A 25,586-nucleotide genomic window follows, 5' to 3' on the forward strand; every position below is an offset into this window, starting at 1 on the left:
TCACGCGGCTTTTCGACGAGCGGGTCTGAAAGGCTGCGCGAGCGTGAAAACGTCTGGCCGGATGCCCGCCTCGACTTGCTTCCATGTGACCGGGTGGGCAATTGGGAAGCCGGGCCGCGCTCGCGGGGAAAAAGCGCCTATTGCGGTATTGCCCTGTCCGTTGCGGAGATAGTCGAGAAAGATCCGGCCTCCTCGGGCTGCGGGGTCAGCTGACAACAGGTATCGGTCAGGATCGGTATCAACCAGACGGTGGGCGAGCGACTTGGCCAGTTTCCGGGCGCTGTCATGGGTCATCTTCGCAACGAGCGGGGCCATCAAGTGGATGCCTTTGCCGCCAGTGACCTTTGGCCAGCTCTCCAAGCCTGCCGCTTCCAAGATGCCCCGTAGCGCCAGCGTGGCCTCGATCACATCGTCCCATGGAACGCCTTCTCCGGGATCGAGGTCGAGGACGAGCCGGTCCGCATGTTCGATGTCATCAATCGTCGCGTTCCACGGATGAAGCTCAACGGCATCCATCTCGACCAAGCCAAGCAGACCATCCATGTCATCTATCCATACCCGAATGCCTTCGCCGCCTTCGCGCTTTTGAACCCGGAGCTGATGTACGGACGCCGGTATCCGAGGTAGCGGTCCCTTGTGATAGAAGGTTGCGCCGGAGGCGTGGCGGACCAGCTTCAGCGGTCGCCGAACCAGATCAACTAGAGCTTGATCAGCGACCCGCCGCCAATAGTCTGCCAGCTCTTCCTTGGAAGGTGCAACCGCATCGGGTAGCAGCTGGAGAATGTTCTCGCGCGGGACGCCGTGTTGTCCTTCCGACCTCCGCTTGGACGGCGACGGAGGCTTGGGCGGGATTGCCTGAAGGTCCTCGCGGAGTCCCTTGAAGACCGCCTCACGCAAGATGCCCCGGTCCGACACGCCACTGAATTGCACCTCGGCAAGAACGTCTGGTTCGACCCATGTCGCCTTGGGCTTCTTGATCGGCTCCGACAGCGGTGACTTGGCGGTTACAAGCGGATCAAGCCGCTCCCTAACGCGCCGGGCTGCGTCCAGCGTATAGCCGGTCTGGGCCTTCCCGGCATAAAGCAGCCGGTCGCCCTCTCGCCTGCCGATGTACAACGATGCGATGCGGCGCGGCTGCGCGCCAAGTTTCTCGACGAAAGCCACGATTGGAAAAGTGTCGCTCTTGACACATTTGACCTTGACCCAACTGGTCTGGACGCCCGAGCGGTAGTGAGCATCCGCTCGCTTCGATACGATTCCCTCTATGCCCATCCGGCAGGCATGGTCGAACATATCCTTGCCGTTCACCTCCAGATGCTCGGCATAAGTCAGGGTTGGCTCGGTTTCGGTCAGCAGCTTCTTCAGCGCAGCCTTGCGCTTCACTAACGGTTGTTCCCGTAGATCACGGCCATCGAGGTACAGGAGGTCGAAAGCGTAGAGAGTCATCCGCAGCGAACTTGGGTTGCCCAGCTCACGTTCCATGGCTTGATAGTCCGGCAGGCCGGTGTCGCCCAGGACGACAGCTTCACCATCGATGATAGCGGATTTGACCGGCAGGCTTGCCGCGGCCTGAACAATCCTCTTGTAACGGTGGGACCAATCGTAGCCGCGACGCGTGAATGCTCGCGCCTTTCCGCCTTCAACGACCAGCTGCGTCCTGTAGCCGTCATATTTGATCTCGTGAAGCCAATCTCCGCCTTCGGGAGCTTTCTCGACCAGTGTGGGCAATTGGAACTCGATGAACGAAAGCCGGTCAATGGCACTGGTCATATGTTCGCGACTCCAGGAATCGCGACTCAAGCCCCAGCGCCCCTGTCGGTTCCGAGCCTTTTAGAAGAATTGCATCGCGACGATTGCTTATCCGCCTCACTTGTTGATGTGACGGCGCAGCAGTCTGATGTTGCGATTGTTCGCCTTAAAATAGACGTCGAAGATCGAGCCGAGAATTGGGACACTTCCTACGAGCGTATCCAGCAGCACGTTGCCTAGCATGCGGGCGACCAACCCATTTCCGGCACCGACGTTTCGAGCTCGCAAGACGATGTAGGCCGAGATAATGCCCGTCGCCGCATCTCCGAGTACGGGAACCAGACCTACGAGCGCATCCAGTCCAAAACGAATTGATGTGCCTGGAATGCGCCAGCGGGAATCGAGTAGCGCGGCCAATAGATCCAACTCGGCAAGTACGTTTGCTGTATGACCACCGTGACCGCCCTGCCCGATCATGCCAACTCGCGCGCCAGTACGATTTAGTATCTCTCCCTGATGGATAGCCGTCACCTTAGATATCGCTTTGACCGCCTGAATTCGCTTGCGTCCTGTGCGATGGCACGTCGTCGAGCAAGGTCGTCTCACCGGAGCTTTTCGGCGCCTCAACGGGCAATTCACCAGTAGGCGTCATCTTGCTGACGGCCTCAGGCAAATCTCGCGTGATCCGGCTTATGAGTTCCTCGCGCGAAAGGCCGGTCTGCATCGAGAGGGAAGTCAGGGTTTCTTCGTCTATGGCTGCTTCCACCTCGCTTGGCTGGATCGGCTCGTTCGGCCCGGTGCCTACCCACGAATCGACCTTCGATCCGGCGCCTGCCCCTCTGAACCGGTCGAGAATATCGCCAAGCGCGGTCCCCGAAACGCCTTTTGAAAGCTGATCCAGAATCCCGCCTTGCGGATCATTTGGGTTGCGATCATCCGCTCCACGGATCATGTCGCCGATCTTGTCGCGATTTTGGTATGCCAAGACGCCGAGCATCGCGATCGCCAATTTTCCCAGGTTAGCCATTGGTACCTCCACTGTTCAATGGACAAGGGCTCAACATCACAAAAGTTCCGACCGGCGACGATCTAATTGAATAAGGGCTGGCGTATCGACACAGACGTGAGCGGTGCTGCCTAACCGGCTTGTTTCCGTTTGCGGTGCGGCTTCGGCCTCGCAGACGCTGATCGTGCAAAGCTCGTTGCCTGCCTGATCGCGCATGCGCACTAACCATCCGGTCATATCGTCATCGCCCAGATCAGCCAACAGGCCGATTACGCAACGGATCGCTTCGGCGCGAGCGGCCTCAAAACTTGGCGTCTCGGCAGGCGGAACCTGGCGAGCCTGGTCGCCGTCGCGATAGTAGAACGTATAAGCGAGATGGATCCCGCGCGCTGCCTTAGAGTATGGAACTACCACCCTCATCTTTGACGGGGGTTTGGCCAACAGCGAACATCGGCTAGGCCTGAGACGATCGATCGAGGTCGACTCGCGCGACGGCGTAGGCGCCAAGCGAGATGCTTTGATCATCCAGCGGTCTTGCGGAACTTTCCATGAAGTCGGGATCGGTTGCCGCCCGCTCGAACTGCTCGGCGCCGAGAAGAGCAATGCGGGCGCTGCTCGGCGAATCCGAAAGCCTCACAGATTGCGTCTTGGCGGTAAGGTTAGCGACCCACAGGGTCACGCGGCGATCTTTTTCAGCCGCGATCGTCACGACGCCGTCACAGCCGGAAGTTCCTACGGACAGCAAGGTGGCTCCGCCGAGCTTTGAGAGACCAGCCAAGACATGGAAAGCGGGATAGACCGTTGGGCCATCCTGCTGGTCATACCATGGCTGCACGAAATCAGCCTTCCTATGGATTTGGCCAAAGGGGCCGGCGAAGTCACCGAACGCGACGGCATCGATTCCTTCGCGAGCGCAGGCCGCGAAATATCCGACAGTCCAAGCCGCATTAAACAGCCCGCGCTGACGAGGATCAATGCGCGATAGACAGACGCGAGCGTTCGCTTCATTCGGCGCAGTGGATTTTCCGTATGGGTTCTCACGGCAGCCGAGCTGGATGGGACCGATACGCAGTGGCAAGCGTTCCCCCATGAAAGCATGCGCGGAGCGGATTAGATGGGGGATTGCCTGAAGTGTCTCCATCACCGAGACATCATCTGCGGCGTGCACGCTTGGACAGGTGGTGAAGGTCACGTAGTCGAGCGCTTCGGCTGGCGGACGCTTGCGGTTGAGTTCGGTGAAGTAAGCGGCCATGCCGCCGCCCAGCGCGATGCCCGGGAAAGCCCGGCGAGCGGCGGAGTAGCTTTCGTGGAAGCTGGGCATAGTCGGCCACGGTGCTCCCGGCTGTACGGATGTCATGTCCTGCGCCGGAAATACGGAGACAGCTTCTAGTTTGAGGCCGAGTGAGTGGACAGCATCCGCGACCGGCGCCAATTCGCCGAATGGATCGCGCGTGCCCTTGGTGACAATCTCGAGGACCACGCCAGCGCCGGTCAGCCGTGCGAGGGCGGCGTAGCTTTCTAGTTCGTCCTGGCCGTGTGCGATCCGGAGATCGACCTGGCAGACCATCCACTGCGGAGCCATTCGTCGTAGGAGCTCGGGGGTTTCGAGCGCGTGCTTTGCCTCGTCGGCGGCGACGCCGACGCCAGTGCGGGGCACTCGGCCGACCGGTCCGCCGATCGTCAGGTTGATGAGTGGATTGCGATTTTCAGACGTCCCGGCAGGGAGCGTTCCTGACACGTGAAGCCGGACGGCCTGCGTGAATTTCTGGCCCTTGGGCAGTCTGTAAGGCCACAGGCGACGCAGAGGGCGGACATATGTTTTATACGAGGCGTCAGACCAATTGCGTTGGTCCTCCATCTCAAAGGCATCACCCTCCATGGTGCATGTCGCCCAGATCCCAGGCGCGATCTCGTGCGACAACGCCCGGATGTCGGTGAACGGACATTTTGGATCGATGTGGTCCGGAAAGAACGATAGCTCGTCGTGACCATCCTCATGCAGCACCTTTATCGGCTTGCCGGCTAAGCCCTCGATCGGATGAAGGACCACGAAGCCGGTCCGATTCGTCAAAAGGTCAGTCTCGGGCTCTGCCTCCGCCACAAACGACAGCGCACCATCGCCACTGCCTGAGACGCGCGCCCGGTAAATCAGGCGGCCGGATGTTGCGGCACATGTTGCACGGTATTCAATGGCGAACGCATCCGGCCTCTCGTCGATCCGCAGATCATCGAGAACGGTGGTACATGTTCCCCAGTTTTCGTCCCGTACAAGAAACGAGATTCCGCGCAAGACCTCGATCGTCCCAACGTGGATGTAACGCAACGCCCCATTGTCGAACGCGACCGACAAGGATCCCGCGCGCAGCGTGCGCAGCGGTGCCTCGAGCTGTTCGGTGCCACACAAGCGGACTGCCAGGGAAGCTGCCGAGGTCAAATTGCGCGCTCCGTCGTGGCGTCGAAGATCGAGGCCCGGTTCATGTTGATGTCGATCGCAAGCTTCTCGCCCGGACGGCTGACATCGTGCGCCTGCAGCTCAGCCATCACCGGCGCGCCGGCCAGTCGGAATGTCGCGTAACTGCGCGAGCCGGTCGGCTGCAGCAGGTCGATCGTTGCCTCATAGCGAAACGTGCCCTGCTCCGGCGTTGCAGTGTGCGCACGAGTGAGGTGTTCTGGCCTCAACCCGAGCAGCACCTGCTGTCCGTCCGCGACGCCCTTCAGCCCCCTGCCGCGCGCTAAAGGCAGCAGTGCATCCGCTAGCCGGATGGCAGCGGCGCCTGCGTCCAAGGCAAGGGTACCTGGCAGGAAGCTCATCCGCGGCGAACCCAGGAACCCAGCGACGAACGTTGAGGCCGGGTGCTCGAACAACTCGAGTGGCGCGCCCTGCTGCTCTATCAACCCGTCGCGCATCAGCACGATGCGGTCAGCCAACGTCATCGCTTCGATCTGGTCATGGGTGACGTAGATCATCGTTGTCGCAATGTCCTGGTGAAGGCGTTTGATTTCGCCGCGCATTTCGTCGCGAAGCTGTGCGTCGAGGTTGGACAGCGGCTCGTCGAACAAAAAGATGCGCGGGTTGCGGACTATGGCGCGGCCGATGGCGACGCGCTGGCGCTGGCCGCCGGATAATTGGCGCGGAAAACGCCCCAGCAAGGGAGTGATGCCAAGCATGCGTGCCGCCTCGGCCACGCGCACCTCGACCTCTGGCTTCGGCATCTTGCGAGCCTTGAGGCCGAAGCCAATGTTCTTGGCCACGCTCATATGCGGATAGAGCGCATAATCTTGAAACACCATTGCCACGTCGCGATCGCGCGGCCGGAAATCATTGACCACCTCGCCGCCGATCTCGATCGTGCCTTCCGATATCTCCTCCAGGCCGGCGATGGTCCGGAGCAGCGTGGACTTGCCGCAGCCGGACGGTCCAACCAGAACGGTGAACTGGCCGTCGCGAATGTCCAGGTCGATGCCGCGCACGGCATGGAACGCGCCGTAGCGCTTGTGCAAGCCGGTAATTTTGACTTCGGCCATGCGGGAGCTTTCCTAACCGCGAACGGCGCCGAGCGTCAGCCCGCGCACCAGATGACGTTGAGCAAGGACCCCAAGGGCGATCGATGGCACAAGGGAGACGATGGCAAGGGCCGCGGCTTCGCCATATTGCGCGCCCTGGAAGCCGATGAAGGCGCGGAAGACCGTTGGCAGTGTAAAGGCAGTTCGGCTGGTCAAGATCAGAGCGAAGAAGAACTCCGTCCAGCATGCAATGAAGGCGAAGACAGCCGCCGCGACGATGCCCGGTGCTGCGAGCGGCACGGCAACGCGCCAGAACGCCTCCCATCTCGTGCAGCCATCGACGAGGGCCGCCTCCTCCATCGACTTCGGCATGCCGCGGAAATAGGCGAACATCATCCACACCGAGACCGGCAGCGTGAAGACCGTATAGGCGATGATCAGGCCGACATGAGTGTCGTAGAGCCCGACCTGGCGATAGATCAGGAACACCGGCAGCACGATGCCGATCGGCGGCAAAAAGCGCTGCGACAGCACCCAGAAAGACAGATGCTTGCCGCCGGTGTCGTAGCGCGCCAGGCTATAGGCCATCAGCGTGCCGAGCAGCGCCGAAAGCACCGTGGCCGAAAGCGAAATAATCAGGCTGTTGATGAGCCCGTCGAGACCACGATAGGCGAACAGCGCAGCTTTGTAGTGGACAAGCGTCGGAGCGGCGGGGAACCAGACAGGCGGTACGGTGAGGTAGTCGTCGCTGGGCTTGATGGAGGTGTTGAACATCCAGTAGAGCGGCCACAGCACGAACACCAGGAAGAACCCCAGCAGCAGAATTCGGCCGATCGGCAACGACCGGCGTTTCCTGCGGCGGGCGGGCGCGACGGCGGCCATCAGACCGGTTCCACCTTCAAGAGCCGACGCACCAGCAACGTCACGATGAGCGCCGTAAAGATCAGGAACAGCCAACTTCCTGCTGTTGCCTGCGACAGATGAAACTGCGTGAAGCCTATGGTATAAAGATAATAGGAGGCCGTGTAGGTTTGTGTTCCTGGGCCACCCCCTGTCATGATGAAAATGGTATCGAACATACGGATTGCGTCGAGCAGACGGAAGGTCAGCGCCAGCAGCATCATCGACCCGAGATGCGGGAGCGTGATCGCCCAAAAAACCTGCCAGGCGTTGACGCCGTCGAGTTCTGCCGCCTCATAGAGATTGGGTGGGATTGCGGTCAGCCCGGCGAGCAGGATGACGAACATGAACGGCGTCCACTGCCAGACATCGGCGATGATCAGCGAGACGTAGAGCCACGGGCGCTCCGTCATCCAGCCGATCGTAACCTCCTGCCCCAATAGTTGCGTCAGGACATAGTTGGTCGGTCCAAAAGGCCGCTGTAGGAGCAGCGTCCAGGCTTGGCCAACGATGACCGGGCTGATGAACAGCGGCACGATCAGGATCGACATGATCACACCGCGGCCCGGAAAGCTGCGCACCATTGTCAGCGCCACCAGGAGGCCGAGAACGAATTCTATAGCGACGCTGATGCCCGACAGCGATGCTGTCAGCAACAGGGACCAACGTGCTACGGGATCGAACACGACCCGCTCGAAGTTCTTCAATCCGACAAAGGCGTGGCCCGGCACCTGGAAGTCGTAGTTGATGAAGGATACCACCAGCGAGAACAGAAGCGGATAGATCGACAGTGCCAATATCAGCAGCACAGCGGGGCCGACCAGCAGCCACTTGAAATGACGGTCTGCCCATTGGGCAAAGGCAGACAGCCGGGGCGGTGCGCCGGCGGCCTTCAAATGACGGATCGTGGCGGTGGGCTGCATAGGCGTATCCTATCGCCGCTTAGCGGGGAGGTGTTGCGAGCCAAGCGCCCGCAACACCAATTGCTCCAGAGAGTCCGCCTCCCTTCAGAGGGTGACCGCCATGCCAAGTTTTTCCACCGTGTTGTCGGCGGTGGCGCCAGGCAGTTTCAAGAACTCGGTGTAGAAGCCCTTCTGCGAATCCACACCCAGTCGGTCGGTCGTCTCGTTCCACTCGGCGGCCGCCGTTTCAAGCGACGCCTTCGGATCCGCACCAGCCCACACCGCCGTGCACATGCGATCGATGCTCAAGAAGTAGTCCTGCGCGCCTGGCATGATCGGGTCGAGCAGACCGACGTTTGCCGAGTTGTTGAGGTTGGCAAGGTACTCCTTGGCACTCGGGAAGAGCGCGCCGTAGAGCTCGGACTTGAAGTGCGAGATGCGGTACGGGTCGCGTAGCGCGTAGGGCAGCATGCAACGTGCCAGCGAGACGGGTGGCGAGCATACCCACTGCATGAACAGATACGCCGCCTCAGGGTTGGGCGAGTCGGCCGACAGTGCCTTGTTGTAGCCGGTGGCATGTTCCGGATTTCCCGGAACCACGGCATAGCCGACCTTGCCGGCGATTTGGGACTGCGGAATGAAGTTGATTGCCGTGGCCGACTGCGAATAGTTCGCCGCCATACGGCCGCTAGGAGGCCAGGAATAGATCATCGCGACTTTGCCGGTCAGGAAAGCCGCCCACAAGGAGACGGCGTCGAGCTCGTTGTTGCCGGGGATCGAGGCCTTGTTTGCGGCGAGCATGTTTGTCAGCGTCTTGACGCCGGCATCCGAAACCAAACCTGCCTTCATGTCGTCGCCGAAGAGTTTTCCGCCGTTGGCCCGGTACTGCTGCAGAAAGTCGAACTGATTGCCGGGGCTGCCCGCCTTGCGGAAATGTCCCGCGCCATAGACCTTTGGCGCCATCTGGTCGGTGATGAACTGGGCGATCTGGGCATATTCTTCCCATGTCTTGGGCGGTCCAAGCTTGGTGTTGAACTTCGCCTGGTAAGCCTCCATCATTTTCGGATCCTCGAAAATGTCCTTGCGGTAGTAGAGAGCGAACATGTCGCCGTCGTCGAAGAACCCCCAGATCTTGCCCTTGTAGGTCGGCAGCGCCTTGTACAGGGGATGATAGTCCTCGAGGTCTGCCGGGTTCATGTATTTGGCGATGTAGTCGTCTAGCGGGGCGATAACGCCGCCATCGGCAAGCGACGGCGTCCAGGCCGGCGAGATGTCGAGGACGTCATAGGCACCCGAGCCGGCGATGTGCTCGGCGACCGCCTTGGAGTACTGGTCCGGGTTCGACAGCTCGACGACATTCGACTTCATCCCGGTAAGCTGCTCCCACATCGGCCCGCTGAAATTGCGCGGGTCGAGTGCCTGCAGGCCAGCCTCGTAGGTCATGTTGAGGGTGACGCCCGAATGCGCCTTGGCCGCCTCCGCCGCGCGAAAGGCGGAACCGTCCGCAGGCCCTTCCTTCGATGCTTTCAGGGCTGCGGCCTGCGCCTGGCCGAGCGGCGACGTGCCGTCCGCCAATTCCAATGTTTGCTGCGCCAGCGCCCAATCGGTCATCATCCCCAGCAGCGGGCCGGACACGGCCAACATGCCGGTCATCTGACCGAAGCGGGTGATGAAAGTTCGGCGGGTGGTTTCGCCGCGCATGAAGGCGTCGACCTCTGCTTCGAGACCTGCCTGAAAGTCACGTTTTTCACGATCGTTCATAGTGCTTGGTCCTCCCATTTTCCTTTTGCTTCACTCGTCCGCCGGCGCAGCGGTCAAGCATTTCCTCCCGTAAGGTCGCCGCAAACAGGCCGCGGCGGCGCGCCGAAAATCAGTGTCCTCCTAGGTTCCAAAGCGGGCGGCGAGCCCAGACAGCCTGGTCTTCCACAGCTCGCTCGAAAGCACCTCGCGATTGACCACGCCGCGCGGCTCGCGACCGCGCTGCACCTCCATTACCGCTTTGACGTCCGCGGCACCGTTGCCGGCAAAGCACTGGTCGGTCCAGCAAAGCGCGTGCGGCGCCAGGATGACATTGTCGAGTTTGAGGATCGCATCGTCTGCGTCGGGAGGCTCTTGTTCCAGCACGTCGAGACCGGCGCCGGCGATGCGGCGCTCCTGCAGTGCTTGCGTCAGAGCTTTCTGGTCGACGATCGGGCCGCGCGCGGTGTTGATCAGGTAAGCTGTCGGCTTCATCAGGGCGATCCGCTCGGCATTGACGATGTGGTGGGTCTGGGACGACAGGGGGCAACTCACCGACAGCACGTCGGCGCGGCGAAACAGATCCTCCAGCCCTACCAGCTCGACGCCCAGGTCGGCAGCGACCCCCTTGTCGGCAAACGGGTCATGGGCAATGAATTGCATGTCAAAGGGCTTCGCCAAGCGGAAGACCTCGGCACCGATGTTGCCGATGCCCAGCGACCCAAGCGTACGCCCGACGAGGCCGACCCCCATATGTTCGGAGCGCTTCTCAAAACCAACAGACCCTTTGCGGGTGAGCGCGTCCTTTGTCAGCAGCTTGCCGGTCAGCGCCAGCATGAAGGTGACGACGGATACGGCGACGGGCCGTCGCACGCCATCGGGCGTGATGACCAAGGCAATACCGGCTGCGGTGCATGCCTCAACGTCGACAGTGTCGTAGCCGACCCCGAAGCGGGCTACGACGGCCAGGCGGCCGCTCCTCGGGACACTCGTGGCATCGAAACGATGGGCGAGGAGGATCAGCGCATCGAAATCCTCAAGTTGGTCGGCGCGAAGCGGACTGTTTGACTCCAGGAACACCATCTCGACAGCTGTCGCATTGCGCAGCGGCTCCAGATCGAAATCTGGGTAGGTCGGCGAGCCGTCCGGCCTGCGGAAATCACCGGAAAGCGCCACCCTGAATTTCACGCTGTCCATCGTCTCCTCCGTTCCTATTGGCACCCGGCCCGGATCTTGGAAACCGCGTCGGCGATCGCGTCGTGCAGGACCCAAACGTCGCCTGAATAACAAATGAAATCGAAGCCCTGTGCGTAGAACTCGTGTCCCTGGGCGACGTTGGGCACCAAGCGTCCAAGCGATTTGTTGTGCTTCTTGGCGGCGGCAACGATTTTGGCCATTGCAGCAGTGAAAGTGGGGTGGGCGAAGTCGCCAGGAATGCCGAGCGAGACGGACAGATCGAAATGTCCGACCCACAGACAATCGACCCCGTCCAGTCCCGCGATGCCGTCAATGTTCTTGACGCCGTCGGCGGTCTCGATCAGGCAGATGAACGTCGAGCGCTTGTTGGCGGCCTCGAATTTGTCAGCGACCGAGCCCGGACGGTAACGGTCATGAGCGATCTGCAGCGCCACGCCGCGGGCGCCGGCAGGGTGGTATTTCATGGAGTTGATGATGTGCTGCGCCTGTTCGACGCTGCTCACCATCGGCGCGATCAGGCCTTCGGCGCCCATGTCCATGGCGCGGGCGAGGAAATGGTAGTCCTGCGACGGCACACGCACCATGACCGGCAGATCGGCCGCCTCGAAATAACGGATCGCACTCTTCAGCGTTTCCAAGCTAAATCCCGAATGCTCCATGTCGAAAAAGACGAAATCGCAGCCAGCGGACTTCAGGATGTGACCGATTCCCGGCGTGGCGAACTCGGCGACGAGCGTACCGAGCTTGACCCGCCTGTGAGAAGCTAACGCCCTGAGACTTGGCTCCGACATGCACTTCCTCCCGTTCGCCCCAATGGGCCAATCCGCCTATGTTCGCTTCAATGCGTGGCTTCAAGAACGAGGTCGCAGGTCGTCACTAACTTGGTCACGACGAGCGGCGCGCTCTGCGTATTGAATTCGTCGAAATGAGCGGTGCGGCAGTGGTCCTCGAATGCGGCCTCGCTATCGTAAATCTCATAGAGCAGGACCCGATCCAGTTCGCCGCGCGCCTCCGTCACGTCAAAGCGGCGACAGCCGGCCTCGGTGCGCATCGAGGCGGTCGCATTGGCGTCGACAAGTTCTCGGAATCTGTCCCGGGCACCAGGCCTCAGGCGGAAATCGACCCAGACGACAAATCCGGTCATCACTTGGGCCTCGCAAGTTGCAGATACCGCTTGGCCACATATTCGAGATGGCTGCGCATGGCCGTCTCTGACGCGTCTGGATCGCGCGCGGCGACGGCCTCGAAGATTTCGCGATGAGCCTGGTAAGCCTTGCGGTCTTCACCCTTGGCCAATGTGGTGCGACGCTGTTCGAGCAACCATTCAGCCAAGGCCGCGTGAATAGCTGTAAAGATCCGATTGCGGGTGATTACCGCCAGCACATAATGGAAGTCTACGTCCGTGCGCTCGAAGCGCGCCAGATCGCCGATCGACTGCCGGTTGAGTTCGAGCGCCTCCTTGAGGCTGTCAATGTCTTCCGGGGTAGCATGCACAGCGGCGTTGCGGGCAAGACCGACCTCGAAAAACAGCCGCGCGCTCTGGAAGTCGTGAACCCCTCCCGGCGCCGAAATCATGTGCCGAGCCGGCCCTGAAAGGGCGTCGATCACGAATTGAGGAGTGGGTCGAGTGACGCGGGCACGCTCCCCCGATTTTATCTCGACAAGGCCCATTTTGCTCAGATGCAGCAGGGCCTCACGGATGGAAGGCCGCCCTACCCCGAACTGCCGCATGAGTTCCCGTTCAGATGGGAGACGGTCGGCTTCGGCCAACTCTCCCTCTCGGATCATCCGCTCGAGGTGCGCTGCCACCTCGTCCGAAAGCTTCCGCTGTTTGATCAGAACTCCGATCATGTGGCATACCTGTTATACCAATTAGGTACGTTATGATCCCATAGCACCCCTTGTCAACGAGATCTAAGCATCCGGTGGCCGGGCCCTTAAAGCGACTCCGTCGTTGTCGAGGCGTCCTTTGCGACGCCTTCAATGTCTTCACGAAGATTTCAGTAACTTGAGGAGAGCGAGCACAATCTGCTCGGTGTTCCGATCGGGAACGGTCTTCGAACCCTGGGTCGGTGGTCAGTTTGAACCTGCGGTGTGGACCCCAGGAGTGCCACCGGGCCGTGTGCTGGCCGAGACCTACCGAACCGCCTGCTTATGAGCTGGGACATGAGCCCTCGATGGCAAGTAGACCTCGACCTGAGCAAGATCAGCGAATGGAAGCGGGTTCACAGCCGAGGCGGAAAACGCGAACTCTCGCTGCTGGACCCCTTTGGCAATACGCCTGCTCCATCTCGTAATCTTTTTCCCCGCCGCAATGTCGCAAAGGAAGGGATTGTCGGGTTAGTCCCCTCTACGCTCCAGAGCGCTCGTCACGTTGTGCTCATCCTTGTGCGGTTGGCGGCCGCCGCTTGAGGATGCGCATTTGAAACTGTCTCAAGATCATTTTAGTCCTGAGGGGCCTCAGGCGGGGGCGCTTGCCATTTAGTTATCGTCACCTGCGCATGTCGAACCCGTACTCGGCGCCAATCTACGCGCTGGCCAGTTGCGACATGTGGTTTCGGCGATCCGCTTTCAGTGCGACGATCATGCTGGACGGCTGATATGAGGCGCGTTCCCGCCTGGCAGCTTAGGGGCAGCAAGCAGGACGTCGGCTTTCTTGCCTCGACCTGGCCTAAGCAGTCATTCAATTCGTGGCCTCAAGCAGCTCGTCCACGCTCCTCCTGACGCGGCGTGCCATCCAGCCGATCTCGGGCTGATGTGCGTGGACGGCAGTCGTCCTTTGACCACCGCTTCTGGCGGCGCCGATTGGCGAGCCGCCTCGCCATCATTAGCTATGGAACGGAAAAGAAACCATTCAGCATCAGACTACCGCTTTTCGACGCACCTTTTCGAATATGTCGGAACGAGCGCTTGTCGCGCAGCCCACGATGCCCCCCATTGGTGAACCGGTTCCATGAAGAGTCTGACAATACGCCACCGCATCCTCGTCAGTTTCGCAGCCGTTCTGGTGGTCATGTCCGTGATAGCCCTCATCGCGTACGCCTGGTTTCTTCAGGCGGGGGAAGAGGCGACTGAGGTCGAGAAGGGCATCCTTCCGGACCTTTATCACAGTACCGAGATCATGACGGGCCAGATGGCGGCCCATAGTCTGCTTCAGGAATATGCCCTTCAGGACAACCCGGCAGACAGAAGCACGGTTGCAAACGCGATCACGACCAATCGCAACCAGGTGCAGCGGTCGATGGACGACTATGAGGCAACGATCGTCTCCGATATCGACAAGCAGAATTATGCAGCCGTCAAACAACTCGCCAACCAATTCCGTCTGGCTGAAACTGCTGTGCTGGAAACAAGCCGGGCTGCCTTGTCGAAAGGTGAAACTCCCAATGAAAGCCCAGCTATCAAGAACGAAGTAGAGCCGATCTTTGTAAAATTGCAGTCCGCTCTGCAGGCCATGGTTGAGGATCACAGAGGCGAGGCAAACAGCGCGACGCAGCGGATCAGCTCGATCGTCAGAACGGCCGAAGTCGGTTTGAGCGTTGGCTTGTTGATAGCCCTCGGGCTAGCCCTTCTTTTGGGTTACCAGCTGTTTCGCGCCATTACAGGTCCGCTCACCCGTTTGGTCGACGCGGTTCAATTGATGCGGCAAGGCGACTTCAGCGAACGGCTCGATCTGAGGCGCCGAGACGAATTCAGCGTGCTTGCCGACGGCTTCAACGCAATGGCGGACGATCTCACAACCCTCATTGGTCAGGTTCAAAGGTCCAGCATACAGGTCGGCACGTCGATAACTGAGATCGCCGCCACCTCCAAGCAACAGCAGGCAACTGCGACTGAAATCGCAGCGACCACAACAGAAATCCGAGCGACAGCCAAGGAAATCTCCGCCACATCAAACGAACTGGTCCGCACGATGAACGAGGTCTCCATAGTTGCCGAACAAACCGCTGCCGTGGCTGGCGGGGGGCAAGCGGGGCTGACCCGTATGGAAGAAACCATGCAGCAGGTCATGGAAGCGGCTGGCGCGATCAATTCCAAACTGGCGATCCTGAGCGAGAAAGCCGGCAGCATCAATCAGGTGGTGACGACCATCACCAAAGTGGCCGATCAGACGAACCTGTTGTCGCTCAACGCTTCCATTGAGGCGGAGAAGGCAGGCCAATATGGCCGGGGTTTTGCAGTGGTGGCGACGGAAATCCGAAGGCTCGCGGACCAGACAGCTGTCTCCACCTACGATATCGAGCAAATGGTCAAGGACATCCAGTCGGCAGTCGCGGCCGGGGTGATGGGCATGGACAAGTTTTCCGAGCAGGTCCGTCGGGGTATGCAGGACATCCAGCAGGTCGGCGGGCAACTCTTCGAGATCATTCAGCAGGTTCAGGGGCTGGTGCCACGTTTCGAAGTCGCCAATGAAGGCATGCAAGCACAGGCGACCGGCGCGGGGCAGATCAGCGACACGCTAACCCAGCTAAGCGAGGCAGCTCAGCAAACAGTCGAGTCCCTTCAGCAATCGACGCTCGCGATCGACGAGCTCAATCAAGTCTCAGGCGGCATGCGAAGTAGCATATCGAGGTTCAAGCTACGAGCATAGCGAGCCGGCAGTAGGAGGTGACAATGCTATTCCTCGCCTTCAACATGGGTCCGGATCGCTACTTGATCGATGTCCACAAAATTGAAGAGGTGCTGCCCTATATCGACGTGAAAGTTCTTCCGGGTGCGCCAACTGGTGTGGTGGGTTTGGTCAGCTATAACGGAATACCCATCCCCCTGATCGATGTCACCCTTCTTGCGCTTGGCCGACCATCGGAGCGCCTGTTGAGCACCCGGATCGTTGTGACGCGCTATCCGGCGGATGATGGCGAGCGACGCCTGCTGGGGCTGATCGCGGAACGGGTGACGGATACGATCGAGCGAGACCCGGCCGATTTCGCGCCGTTCGGACTGGAACCAGGAACCCCGCCCTATCTTGGGCCGGTGGCTTCCGATGGTTTGGAGATCATTCAGTGGGTCAAAGTGGAAGCGCTGCTTTCGGAAGAGATTCGTACCGCATTGCTCCGCCAGGCGGCAATAGGTGATCAATGACCGGAGCAATAGAAAAGCTCCTGACGGAAACGATTGGACTGGACAGTGCCAGCGTTGGTCCGACAGTGGTTCGTCAGGCGGTCAGAGAACGGATGGAAGCATGCCGGATAACCAACCCTCAGGCCTATAGGCAACACTTGGCCGGTTCCTCGCAGGAGCTGCAGGAGCTGATCAATGCGGTGGTGATCCCAGAGACCTGGTTCTTTCGCGACCGAGAAGCGTTCACGATGCTGGCGCGGCATGCGCGCGCGCACAAGCCTGCTCAGCCGATAAGAATCCTGAGCCTGCCATGTTCAACCGGCGAAGAGGCTTACTCGGTCGCCATGGCCATGTTCGATGCCGGCTTTGAGGCGCATGAGTTCAAGATCGATGGCGTGGACGTCAGCAGCCGCAATATCGCGACGGCTGAACACGCCATCTATGGCCGCAATTCGTTTCGCGGCAGCCATTTAGAATTCAAGGATCGCTATTTCGAAGCGGCCGAGGGCGGGTTGCGGCCTGTTGCTGGGGTGCTGAAACAGGTTCGGTTCATGGTAGGAAACTTGTTCGGTTCTCACGCGCCTTTCGGGCAAGAGGTCTATGACATCCTGCTTTGCCGCAATTTGCTGATCTATTTCAATCGAGAGCTGCAGGATCGCGCATTGATCTGCCTGAAGGACCTGCTGGCCAAAGATGGACTTCTTCTGGTCGGTCCGGCGGAAGCAGCTCTTCCAAGGGTGCATGGCTTTCTTTCCGCTGAATGGCCATTGGCCTTCGCCTTTCTGAAATCGGAGCCCGTCAAGACCACGGCGCCGAAGGTTTCGGCCGCCGTCCCGGTGCGGACGCCAAGCCCTAAGGTCAACAAGAGCGAGCCTCTTCGTCCGTTCCGACCGACAATTGGCAATGAAGGCCGCGGGCAGGCTCCGGCCAAGCCGCTTGCACGCGCCTCGGAAAGCCTCATCGCGGTTGAACGGATCGCCAATGCAGGACGCGTAAAGGAGGCACAGGAGGTCGCCCTGGCGCATCTCAGGGAGTTCGGTCCTTCCGCAGAAATCTTCTACCTGCTGGGCCTCGTCCAGGATGCGGATGGTTCTGCACCCGAAGCCGCGCAAAGTTATCGCAAGGCGCTCTATCTCGCGCCAAATCATCGAGAAGCTCTTGTCCATCTGGCCTTGCTGCTTAGCAAGCAAGGCGACCATAACGGCGCCGAGGCGCTGGCCGGCCGGCTGGGTCGGGTCCAGAAAAGGAGCGGCAGTTGATGGCGGCTTCGACAAGGATCGCTCAGCCGGTGGAGGAGATCGAAATCAACGACTGCTGGCGGCAAATAGGCGTACGGGGTGACAAGTCATGTCCGCTACTAGAGCAGCATCTCCACTGCCGCAATTGCCCGACCTACAAGAAGGTCGCACGACGCCTCCTCGACCGTGCAGCTCCCTCGGCATCTCGCGACGAATGGCCTGACAACGCTGGTCGTGCAGGGATCGATTCGGCAGACAGCGACGCGCTGCAGACGGCCGTTCTCTTCCGTTTGGGGGAGGAATGGCTGGCACTTCCGGTCGGTATTTTTCATGAAGTGGCTGAATCTCGTCGCGTTCATTCACTTCCACATCGCAGGAACAGTGCACTGCTCGGCATTGCGAATGTCCGTGGTGAATTGCTCATTTGCCTGTCCCTGGCCGAATTGCTCGGGATAGACGAGCGCAAGGAAGGGGAACAAGGCACACGAACCAAGGTATTTCGCCGCCTTGTCGTGGTAGGCGAGCGCGACAAGCGGGTTGCTTTTATGGTTGATGAGATCCACGGCTTACATCGGTACCAGGAACGCGACACTCTCGCTGTTCCGGCCATGATTGGCAAGGCACTGTCGGCCGCTACGGTTGCCGTGCTGCCATGGCAAGGACGAGCTGTTGGCTGTCTCGATCCACGACAACTGCTCACGATGCTGGATCGGAGCATCGCATGACAGATGAAGACTTCAGCCAGGTTTCGATGCTCAGCCTCTTCCAGGCCGAACTGGAGACGCAGTCACGGGCTCTAACCTCTGGACTTCTGGCACTCGAACGCGATCCTATCGCCGCCGACGCTCTGGAAGCATGCATGCGTGCCGCGCATTCTCTGAAAGGAGCTGCCCGCATCATCGACCTGATGCCCGCAGTCAAAGTTGCAAATGCGATGGAAGACTGCCTGGTCGCAGCGCAACGCGGGCATCTGAGGGTGCGACGGGAGCATATAGATGCGCTTCTGCAAGGTTCTGACCTTTTGAAATTGATCGCATCGGGATCATCGAGCGAGAGCGCCAACTCAGAAGTCGAAACCTTTCTCGCGAAGTTCGAGGGGTTGTCCCTCCCCCAGGCAAAGCCCGGGCCCCAAGATTCTGCAGCTGATTTCGCAACTCCAGATCATGCCCAGGAGCAACTGGCGACGACCTCTTCAGCGAACCTCCTCGTTGAGGCGGTACCGCAAGCCCACGGCAGCATCGGCTCTGATAGAATGGTTCGGGTGACGGCAGACAGCCTGAACCGATTGCTCGGGCTGGCTGGCGAGTCGCTGATGGAAGCTCGGCGGCTCAGGCCATTCGCTGACGGGCTGCTACGGCTGAAGCGACTTCAATCGGACCTCGCAAGTGCGTTCGACAATCTTCATGCAGTGCTGCCGCCGGTTTCAAACGATGCGGCGGTGGTGGAGGCGCTGGCTGAAGCGCAGCGAAAGCTTCGGTTGAGCCAAGCGTTCCTGGCGGAGCGTTTCGATGAGTTGGATTCAGTGGATCGGAAAGCGACCGATCTTGCCAACAGATTGTACGACGAAACGTTGGCGAGCCGGATGCGGCCCTTTGAGGACGGCGTGCGACACTATGCGAGAATGATCCGCGACCTCGGTCGTACCCTTGGCAAGCGGGTGCGACTGGAGATCGTAGGCGGCTCGACCGGCATCGACCGCGATATCCTCGAGCAGCTCGATGCCCCTTTGGGGCACCTTCTGCGCAACGCTGTAGACCATGGGCTTGAACCGCCTGAGGAGCGCCTCGCGATGGGCAAACCCGAAGAGGGGCTCATCAGGCTCGAAGCGAGGCACAATGCCGGGCTGCTGCAGATAGCCGTGGTGGACGACGGCAGGGGGATAGAGCTCTCGAAGCTGCGCGAGACCGTCGTCGCCCGGCAACTTGCAACCAGGGAAAGTGCTGAAACACTCAGCGAAAGCGAATTGCTCGCGTTTCTGTTTCTGCCAGGCTTTTCCATGAAAGCGGGCCTTACCGACGTCTCAGGTCGCGGTGTGGGGCTCGATGCAGTACAAGCCATGACGAAGGAAGTCCGGGGAGTCGCAAGCGTCTCCTCAGAATTTGGCCACGGAACCCGATTTCAACTGCAATTGCCGCTGACACTGTCGGTCCTGCGCACGCTGCTCGTCGATGTCGATGGAGAGCCCTATGCTTTTCCACTCGCTGCCATTTCCAAGACTTTGAAACTGCAGCGGACGGAGATCAACGTCCTGCAGGGCCGGCCGCATTTTCGATTGAACGATCGACAGATCGGGCTGGTCACCGCTCGCGAGGTGCTCGATCGAGGTGAGCCCGGATCGGAACCGAACGAACTATCGGTCGTCGTCGTGGATGCGGGTCGGGGCGATTCGTACGGCCTGATCGTTGACCGTTTTCTCGGGGAACGCGAGTTAGTGATCAGACCTCTCGATCCACGGTTTGCCAAGATCAAGGACATCAGCGCAGCGGCCCTGATGGAAGACGGTTCGCCTGTTCTGATCTTCGACGTCGACGATCTGATCCGATCGGTGGAAAAGCTTGCATCGTCCAGCGGATTTCGAGCTCTTCGGCGCGCCGCGGGCGGTCCCGAAGCGAGCAGGCGCAAGCGCGTGCTCGTTATTGACGATTCACTGACGGTTCGCGAACTCCAGCGCAAGATGCTCGGCAATTACGGTTATGAGGTCGAAGTGGCGGTAGACGGCATGGACGGGTGGAATGCCGTCCGGTCTGGTCCTTTCGATCTCGTCGTCACCGACATCGACATGCCTCGCATGGATGGCATCGAGCTAGTGAGTTTGATCAGAAAGGACGCTGATCTCAAGAACACACCCATTATGATCGTTTCATACAAGGATCGGGAAGAAGATCGCGCGCGCGGGCTCGACGCAGGTGCGGACTATTATCTGACCAAGAGTAGTTTTCAGGACGAGGCGCTGATCCATGCCGTCGTGGACATGATTGGCGAGGCGGCTGGATGAGATCGAGATTGGAAGCCAGCGAATGAGAATCGGCGTAGTCAACGACATGCCGATGGCGGTTGAACTTCTGCGTCGACTGGTCCTGTCGACCGGCGAACATCAGGTCGCGTGGATCGCGACCAATGGGCGTGAGGCGGTCGAGGTCTGCAGACGTGATCTGCCGGATCTGATACTCATGGATCTAGCGATGCCAGAGATGGACGGCGTGGAAGCGACGCGCAGAATCATGGCGGAAACCCCGTGCTCAATCTTGCTGGTGACCGCCAGTATCGAAGCCAACCTCGCCGGCGTCTACGAAGCAATGGGTCATGGCGCGCTTGACGCAGTCGATATTCCGTCGGTGGGCATCGAAGGCAACGCGTCCTCGCAATCCGCCCGGCTTTTGACGAACAAGATACGAACGATAGGCAAGTTGATCGGTGATGCGCCTACCCAGGCAAAAAGGCGGATGTCACGTGCGGCTGAGCCGTCAACTCGACGCCTGATAGCAATCGGCGCCTCTGCGGGCGGGCCGGCTGCCGTTGCCGCAGTCCTGAGCGCGTTTCCCGTTGATTTTGGCGGCGCGATTGTGCTCGTCCAGCATCTCGATGCTCAGTTCGTTCCAGGCCTTGTTGATTGGCTAGGGCAGCATACGCGTCTCCCGATCCGTCCGGCGGGGGAAAGGGATAGTCCTCAAGCGGGCACCGTTCTCGTTGCCAGTTCTGCGGATCATCTGGTTTTCAAGTCAGCTCAGCAACTTGGCTATACGCCCAGCCCCAAGGACAATGTTTATCGGCCGTCGGTAGATGTGTTCTTCGAAAGTGCGGCGCAATGGTGGCCTGGCTCGGTGATTGGTGTTCTGCTCACAGGCATGGGCAGGGATGGTGCGCGCGGGCTGAGACAGCTCCGTGACAAGGGACATCTCACAATCGCGCAGGATAGAGCAACCAGTGCCGTCTATGGCATGCCGAAGGCCGCCGCCGACATCGGCGCGGCTGTTGATATTCTTCCTTTGGGTGCGATCGGCTCACGTATAATCGAAGCCTGCGAGCGCTCCACGTGAAAGGCCCCTTCCGATGACGCAAGAACCAGAGTTGGTCCCGCCACTCGCAGATAACTATTCATCCATGGTTCTGCTCATCGATGATCAGATCATGGTTTGCGAGGCGGTCAGGCGCGCCCTAGCCAACGAGCCCGATATTTCCTTGCACTTCTGCACCGACCCGTTGAGAGCGATGACGGTCGCGGATGAGGTAAAGCCAACCGTCATCCTGCAGGATCTCGTCATGCCCGGGGTGGATGGGCTACATCTGGTGCGAGAATACAGGAAGCATGCGTCGACACGCGCGGTTCCAGTCATTGTGCTGTCGAGCAAGGAAGATCCAGCCACCAAGGGCGAAGCCTTCGCTGCGGGCGCGAACGACTATCTCGTCAAACTGCCGGATCGTATCGAGTTGATTGCACGCATTCGATATCACACGCGGGCCTATCTGGATCACGTCCAGCGAGACTCGGCACACCGAGCGCTGAGGGAAAGCCAGCGACAGCTGATCAGTGCAAATCTAGAGCTTGAACGTCTGACGCGGATCGATGGCCTGACAGGTCTCGGTAACAGGCGCTATTTTGACGAATATCTGGCGGCTGAATGGAAACGCGCTTTTCGCGCACAGTCCCCACTGTCGCTGTTGATGATCGATGCCGATAACTTCAAACGATACAACGATACCTATGGCCATATGGCCGGCGACGATGTGCTGAAGCAAATCGCCCGCGTAATCCAGAGCGGTTCGGGCCGCTCCACCGATCTCGCTGCGCGGTACGGAGGCGAAGAGTTCGTCATCGTGCTGGTCGACACCATACTGGAACAATCCAGTGCGATCGCCGAGCGGCTCGTCCAGAGCGTGCGAGAGTTGAACATACCCCACGGCCCGGATCGCGTGACCATCAGCGTCGGCGTCGCAACAGCGGTGCCCACCGAGAACGAGACGCCAAACGATTTCGTCAATGCCGCCGATTTGGCTCTGTTTCGTGCCAAATCGGAAGGACGAAATCGTGTTGCGCTTCATATGTCCCGCAGCTAGAGAAGCTCACATCTCAGTCAACGAAGCGCGCCCTGTTCGATTTGAGGACGACCTTGGCGAAGTCGGGCATCTCGAGACCTTGCCGCACCAGGCCATCAAGAGTTTTCTCAGCCGCCCTGATGGCGGAGAGCCGGGCCAGCACAGTCTCAGCCTCCAGGCGAGGCACCACGGCGACACCGTCGCGGTCGCCCACCAGTATGTCTCCCGGCGAGATAGTCACTCCTCCCAGCACCACCGGGAATCCGACCGTGCCTGGACCATTTCGCGCAGGCGAATTCGCAATGACCCCGGCACAGTAAACCGGCAACCCGACCGCCTCGATCCCGACAACGTCGCGCACCAGGCCGTCAGTGATGAAGCCGGCGACCCCCTTGTTGCGCGCCATGCCGAGCACGAGATCGCCAGTTACCGCGGTACCGGCAAAGCTGTCGGTGGCCGCGACGATGACATCGCCACTTGCTGCGGCATCCAGTGCTCCAAACAGGGCGAGGTTGTCGGCGGGACCGCAGTGACAGGTCACGGCGACGCCGACCATCGTCGCAGTAGCTGGCGACAGTGGCTTGATCGTATAATGCAAGGCGCCGCGTCCCCCCATCGCGTCTACGACCTGGCTAACCGGCACGCCCGCAAAAGCACTGATGATTTCTGCTGCGGGCCGTTCGAAACGGCGCTTGATGGTGAGCAGTGGTGGGTCTTCAATCATGTAGCGGCCCCATTCCCTGAACGAACGAAATACAGTCCGGCCCGAGGTCGCGCAGGCTCCGCGCGCCCATCAGTCCCATGACGCGGTCGATCTCCTTGCGGTAGAGTTCGAGCACGTGGCGTACCCCCTCCTCGCCGGCGACCGCGAGCCCCCACAACTGCGGCCGCCCGATCAGACAGCAGGAGGCGCCGAGCGCCAGGGCCTTGACGACGTCAGAGCCTCGCCTGATGCCGCCGTCGATAAGCACTGGTACGCGGCCGGTGACAGCCGCGACAACCGCCGTCAACGCGTCCAGGGATGCGGCGGCGCCGTCAAGCTGACGTCCCCCATGATTGGATACGATGATGCCGTCGATTCCTCGGGCTACAGCCTCGGCGGCTTCGCTGGGATGCAGGACGCCTTTCAGCAACAACGGTCCGGACCAGACAGTGCGCAGCCAGTCGACATCGGCCCAGGAGAGTCCGGGATCGAGCATTGCGGCCATTCGGCCCGCCAATGCACCGACCGTCGCCGTATCTCCGGGGCGCGCGTAGTTGCCGAAAGTCAGTTTCGGGAGTCGGGTGCGCATACGAAGAAGCCACGCCGCCTTGGTGGCGGCCGCGAGGGTTCCGGCCACACCGAAGCGCGGCGGGATGGCAAAACCGTTGCGGATGTCGCGTTCACGGTTGCCAAGCATCTGGTTATCAATGGTGAGCACCAGCGCGTCGTAGCTTGAGGCACGCGCCCGATCCACCATTTCTCGGGTGAAGCCGCGATCGGTATAGACGAACACCTGCATCCACCGTGGGCTACTTCCGGTGGCTGCTATATCCTCCAGCGTGCAGACCGATCCGTGGCTGGCGCAGTAGAATGTCCCTGCGGCCGCTGCGGCTCGGGCGGCTGCGCGCTCGCCGTCGGGCCAGAACAGCCCAGCCAGGCCGGTTGGCGCGATGCCCAGCGGGATGGCAAGTTTCGCGCCGAAGAGGTCAAGGGAAAGGTCTCGCGTCGTTGCACCGTTGAGTGGTCGCGGCAGAATGGCAACCTCACTGAAAGCCTGCTCGTTCCGGCGCAGCGTTCGCTCATCCTCGGCACCGCCATCGGCGAAGTCGAACACCGGGCGTGGCAAAGTCCGCCGCGCGGCGACGCGGACCGCGGCCACGCTGTACAGGCGCTTCAACGCCGCCATCGAAGCAGACGATGCCGCACCGCCGGCGCCGCGGTCGTCGCCTGTGTTTGAGGCTGACGAGGAGCTACTCACGGTTGCTTTCCGCCGATGCGACCATGATGCGTCGGTCCACCGCCTCCCGGAACACGCACGCGGGAGACTGTTCCCTCAAAGGATGGATCGCTGCCGGTCGCCAGCACGCCGGCATTTGTCACCCAAAGCGTCTCGCCCAAGAAGACGCAGTTGGTCGTTGCCTTGCCGCAGACGAAGAAACCTTCCGCTGTTCCGTCCGGCCTGAGCACATGAATGCCGTTGGCGGCAATATCCGTTACGTAAAGGCGGCCGTCCGCACCGACCTTCAGCCCGTCCGGGATCGGATTGACCCCAGGCAAGCGGCCAAGGTCTTCGACGCAACCATCCGGACGCTGCCGCTTAACGCGCCCCGTATAGGACTCTCCCCAAATGACCGAGCCGTCGGCTTCGATCGCCACACCATTCGGGAAGGTCGGCTCGTCGAAACCGAGAGCAAGGTACGCACTGCCATCGGGGTTGACGGCGAAGATGTAGCTGGGGTCCGGGTTCCCCGGGTTGTATGTGCCGGGATCGCTGAAGATAAGCCGGCCATCAGCAGCAAATACGAGATCGTTTGGACCATTGAGCCGGATGCCTGCAACTTCGGTCAGCAGGATTTCCGGCTTTCCGCCTTCGGCAACCCGCTGGATGGACGGTGTCGTCATCTCCGCGGCCCGCCAAGGTCCTGTCGTGCCGCCGTTCTGGCAGACATAGAGCAGGTCATCCGATCCGAGAACGCAGGCGTTGGGCGCTCCTGCAACATACGCGAACTGGCGAGCACTTCCGTCGCGATCTATGGCCGTCAGCTGGCTGCGATAGCTTTCGACGATGACAATTCGGCCACCGGGCAGCACCGTCGGGCCCTCGGGCCAGCCAAGGCCGGTCGCGACAACCTCGACGGCCAGCTTTTCAACCTCGTTCATCGTGCGACCCCCAGAACGGCAGCCTATCAAGATTTGTCGGGTATAATCCAGCCTGACGATCTGGCGGTCACCGGACCCGGCGACTCGAAAGATAGCCAGGCTGACGTGCGCGTTGCTGGGCCCCCCTAGGCCGGCCCCCACCCCGACGCCGGTGAACCCCGACGGGCGGAGGCCTATGGCTACAGCGCGAGCCGATCGGTGTCTACACAGCTCGGTAGCACTGGCTTGCTCCTCCAGGTTGCGTGGCAGGATTAGGTGCTGCTGAGGCCAGCGTGCAATGAACAAGTGCAGGTGGAGAAGGTTGAATCTCAGTTCCTCTCCCTCTAACACTCACAAAGTCCAACAATTCTCTGCTCCGCTGCCAGGCGCTCTTGAGCCGAGCGTTTGCAGGGCGT

Annotated in this window: 23 protein-coding genes; 7 read left to right on the forward strand and 16 right to left on the reverse strand. The window is 60.5% G+C overall.

Annotation, left to right across the window (positions count from 1 at the left end):
- The 13 genes from ligD to nanR form a co-directional block, all read right to left on the reverse strand.
- Nucleotides 1-1,770 (reverse strand): DNA ligase D, encoded by a 1,770-nt coding sequence (gene ligD / locus NKI05_RS23165; protein ID WP_352762283.1) that lies wholly within the window; start codon nt 1,768-1,770, stop codon nt 1-3.
- A 96-nt stretch (nt 1,771-1,866) separates the two neighbouring features.
- Complete coding sequence (locus tag NKI05_RS23170; RefSeq protein WP_023669460.1) at nt 1,867-2,226, reverse strand: DUF4112 domain-containing protein; 360 nt, start codon at nt 2,224-2,226, stop codon at nt 1,867-1,869.
- A gap of 55 nt (nt 2,227-2,281) precedes the next feature.
- Nucleotides 2,282-2,776, reverse strand: a complete 495-nt coding sequence (locus NKI05_RS23175) for a YidB family protein (protein ID WP_352762281.1) — start codon at nt 2,774-2,776, stop codon at nt 2,282-2,284.
- Between the two features lie 36 nt (nt 2,777-2,812).
- Nucleotides 2,813-3,196, reverse strand: coding sequence for a DUF6894 family protein (locus NKI05_RS23180; RefSeq protein WP_352762279.1), 384 nt, complete (start codon nt 3,194-3,196; stop codon nt 2,813-2,815).
- Between the two features lie 13 nt (nt 3,197-3,209).
- Nucleotides 3,210-5,189, reverse strand: a complete 1,980-nt coding sequence (locus NKI05_RS23185) for a D-apionate lactonase family protein (protein ID WP_352762277.1) — start codon at nt 5,187-5,189, stop codon at nt 3,210-3,212.
- Nucleotides 5,186-6,280, reverse strand: a complete 1,095-nt coding sequence (locus tag NKI05_RS23190) for an ABC transporter ATP-binding protein (RefSeq protein ID WP_023669457.1) — start codon at nt 6,278-6,280, stop codon at nt 5,186-5,188. Before NKI05_RS23190 ends, NKI05_RS23185 begins: the two co-directional genes overlap by 4 nt.
- A gap of 12 nt (nt 6,281-6,292) precedes the next feature.
- Nucleotides 6,293-7,141: a carbohydrate ABC transporter permease gene (locus NKI05_RS23195; protein WP_023827582.1), complete on the reverse strand. Its 849-nt coding sequence runs from the start codon at nt 7,139-7,141 to the stop codon at nt 6,293-6,295.
- Nucleotides 7,141-8,082, reverse strand: coding sequence for a carbohydrate ABC transporter permease (locus NKI05_RS23200; RefSeq protein ID WP_023700503.1), 942 nt, complete (start codon nt 8,080-8,082; stop codon nt 7,141-7,143). The genes NKI05_RS23195 and NKI05_RS23200 overlap by 1 nt, the downstream gene beginning before the upstream one ends.
- An 84-nt stretch (nt 8,083-8,166) precedes the next feature.
- A complete protein-coding gene (locus NKI05_RS23205) occupies nt 8,167-9,822 on the reverse strand; it encodes an extracellular solute-binding protein (RefSeq protein ID WP_023689443.1) in 1,656 nt (551 codons plus the stop codon).
- A gap of 120 nt (nt 9,823-9,942) precedes the next feature.
- On the reverse strand, nt 9,943-10,995 hold the full coding sequence (locus NKI05_RS23210) for an NAD(P)-dependent oxidoreductase (RefSeq protein WP_023689444.1): 1,053 nt from the start codon (nt 10,993-10,995) through the stop codon (nt 9,943-9,945).
- Nucleotides 10,996-11,009: 14 nt separating this feature from the next.
- Nucleotides 11,010-11,786 (reverse strand): HpcH/HpaI aldolase family protein, encoded by a 777-nt coding sequence (locus NKI05_RS23215; protein WP_023726880.1) that lies wholly within the window; start codon nt 11,784-11,786, stop codon nt 11,010-11,012.
- Nucleotides 11,787-11,833: 47 nt separating this feature from the next.
- On the reverse strand, nt 11,834-12,139 hold the full coding sequence (locus NKI05_RS23220) for a putative quinol monooxygenase (protein WP_023669450.1): 306 nt from the start codon (nt 12,137-12,139) through the stop codon (nt 11,834-11,836).
- The gene (gene nanR / locus NKI05_RS23225; RefSeq protein ID WP_352793247.1) at nt 12,139-12,846 is read right to left on the reverse strand and encodes a transcriptional regulator NanR; all 708 of its coding nucleotides are present in this window, start codon (nt 12,844-12,846) and stop codon (nt 12,139-12,141) included. Before nanR ends, NKI05_RS23220 begins: the two co-directional genes overlap by 1 nt.
- A 1,102-nt stretch (nt 12,847-13,948) precedes the next feature.
- Between nanR and NKI05_RS23230 the strand changes: the two genes are divergently transcribed.
- From NKI05_RS23230 to NKI05_RS23260, 7 genes are all read left to right on the forward strand, one after another.
- The gene (locus tag NKI05_RS23230) at nt 13,949-15,586 is read left to right on the forward strand and encodes a methyl-accepting chemotaxis protein (protein WP_023693326.1); all 1,638 of its coding nucleotides are present in this window, start codon (nt 13,949-13,951) and stop codon (nt 15,584-15,586) included.
- A gap of 23 nt (nt 15,587-15,609) precedes the next feature.
- Nucleotides 15,610-16,077 (forward strand): chemotaxis protein CheW, encoded by a 468-nt coding sequence (locus NKI05_RS23235; protein WP_023730900.1) that lies wholly within the window; start codon nt 15,610-15,612, stop codon nt 16,075-16,077.
- Complete coding sequence (locus NKI05_RS23240) at nt 16,074-17,315, forward strand: CheR family methyltransferase (RefSeq protein ID WP_023734098.1); 1,242 nt, start codon at nt 16,074-16,076, stop codon at nt 17,313-17,315. Before NKI05_RS23235 ends, NKI05_RS23240 begins: the two co-directional genes overlap by 4 nt.
- The gene (locus NKI05_RS23245) at nt 17,315-18,019 is read left to right on the forward strand and encodes a chemotaxis protein CheW (RefSeq protein ID WP_084569959.1); all 705 of its coding nucleotides are present in this window, start codon (nt 17,315-17,317) and stop codon (nt 18,017-18,019) included. The genes NKI05_RS23240 and NKI05_RS23245 overlap by 1 nt, the downstream gene beginning before the upstream one ends.
- Nucleotides 18,016-20,289, forward strand: coding sequence for a hybrid sensor histidine kinase/response regulator (locus tag NKI05_RS23250; RefSeq protein WP_023815638.1), 2,274 nt, complete (start codon nt 18,016-18,018; stop codon nt 20,287-20,289). Before NKI05_RS23245 ends, NKI05_RS23250 begins: the two co-directional genes overlap by 4 nt.
- Before the next feature lie 22 nt (nt 20,290-20,311).
- Nucleotides 20,312-21,331: a chemotaxis response regulator protein-glutamate methylesterase gene (locus tag NKI05_RS23255; protein ID WP_023693323.1), complete on the forward strand. Its 1,020-nt coding sequence runs from the start codon at nt 20,312-20,314 to the stop codon at nt 21,329-21,331.
- 64 nt (nt 21,332-21,395) lie between these two features.
- On the forward strand, nt 21,396-22,349 hold the full coding sequence (locus NKI05_RS23260) for a response regulator (protein ID WP_023669440.1): 954 nt from the start codon (nt 21,396-21,398) through the stop codon (nt 22,347-22,349).
- A 13-nt stretch (nt 22,350-22,362) separates the two neighbouring features.
- Here NKI05_RS23260 and NKI05_RS23265 read toward each other — a convergent pair whose 3' ends face one another.
- The 3 genes from NKI05_RS23265 to NKI05_RS23275 all read right to left on the reverse strand — a co-directional run bounded on the left by NKI05_RS23265 (nt 22,363) and on the right by NKI05_RS23275 (nt 25,332).
- Nucleotides 22,363-23,052: an RraA family protein gene (locus NKI05_RS23265; RefSeq protein WP_023730897.1), complete on the reverse strand. Its 690-nt coding sequence runs from the start codon at nt 23,050-23,052 to the stop codon at nt 22,363-22,365.
- Nucleotides 23,045-24,217 (reverse strand): alpha-hydroxy acid oxidase, encoded by a 1,173-nt coding sequence (locus NKI05_RS23270; protein WP_032894240.1) that lies wholly within the window; start codon nt 24,215-24,217, stop codon nt 23,045-23,047. Before NKI05_RS23270 ends, NKI05_RS23265 begins: the two co-directional genes overlap by 8 nt.
- 68 nt (nt 24,218-24,285) lie before the next feature.
- Nucleotides 24,286-25,332: an SMP-30/gluconolactonase/LRE family protein gene (locus NKI05_RS23275; protein WP_155927357.1), complete on the reverse strand. Its 1,047-nt coding sequence runs from the start codon at nt 25,330-25,332 to the stop codon at nt 24,286-24,288.
- Between the last annotated feature and the right edge of the window lie 254 nt (nt 25,333-25,586).

Source organism: Mesorhizobium sp. M0771, from assembly GCF_040320155.1.
Taxonomy (GTDB): domain Bacteria; phylum Pseudomonadota; class Alphaproteobacteria; order Rhizobiales; family Rhizobiaceae; genus Mesorhizobium.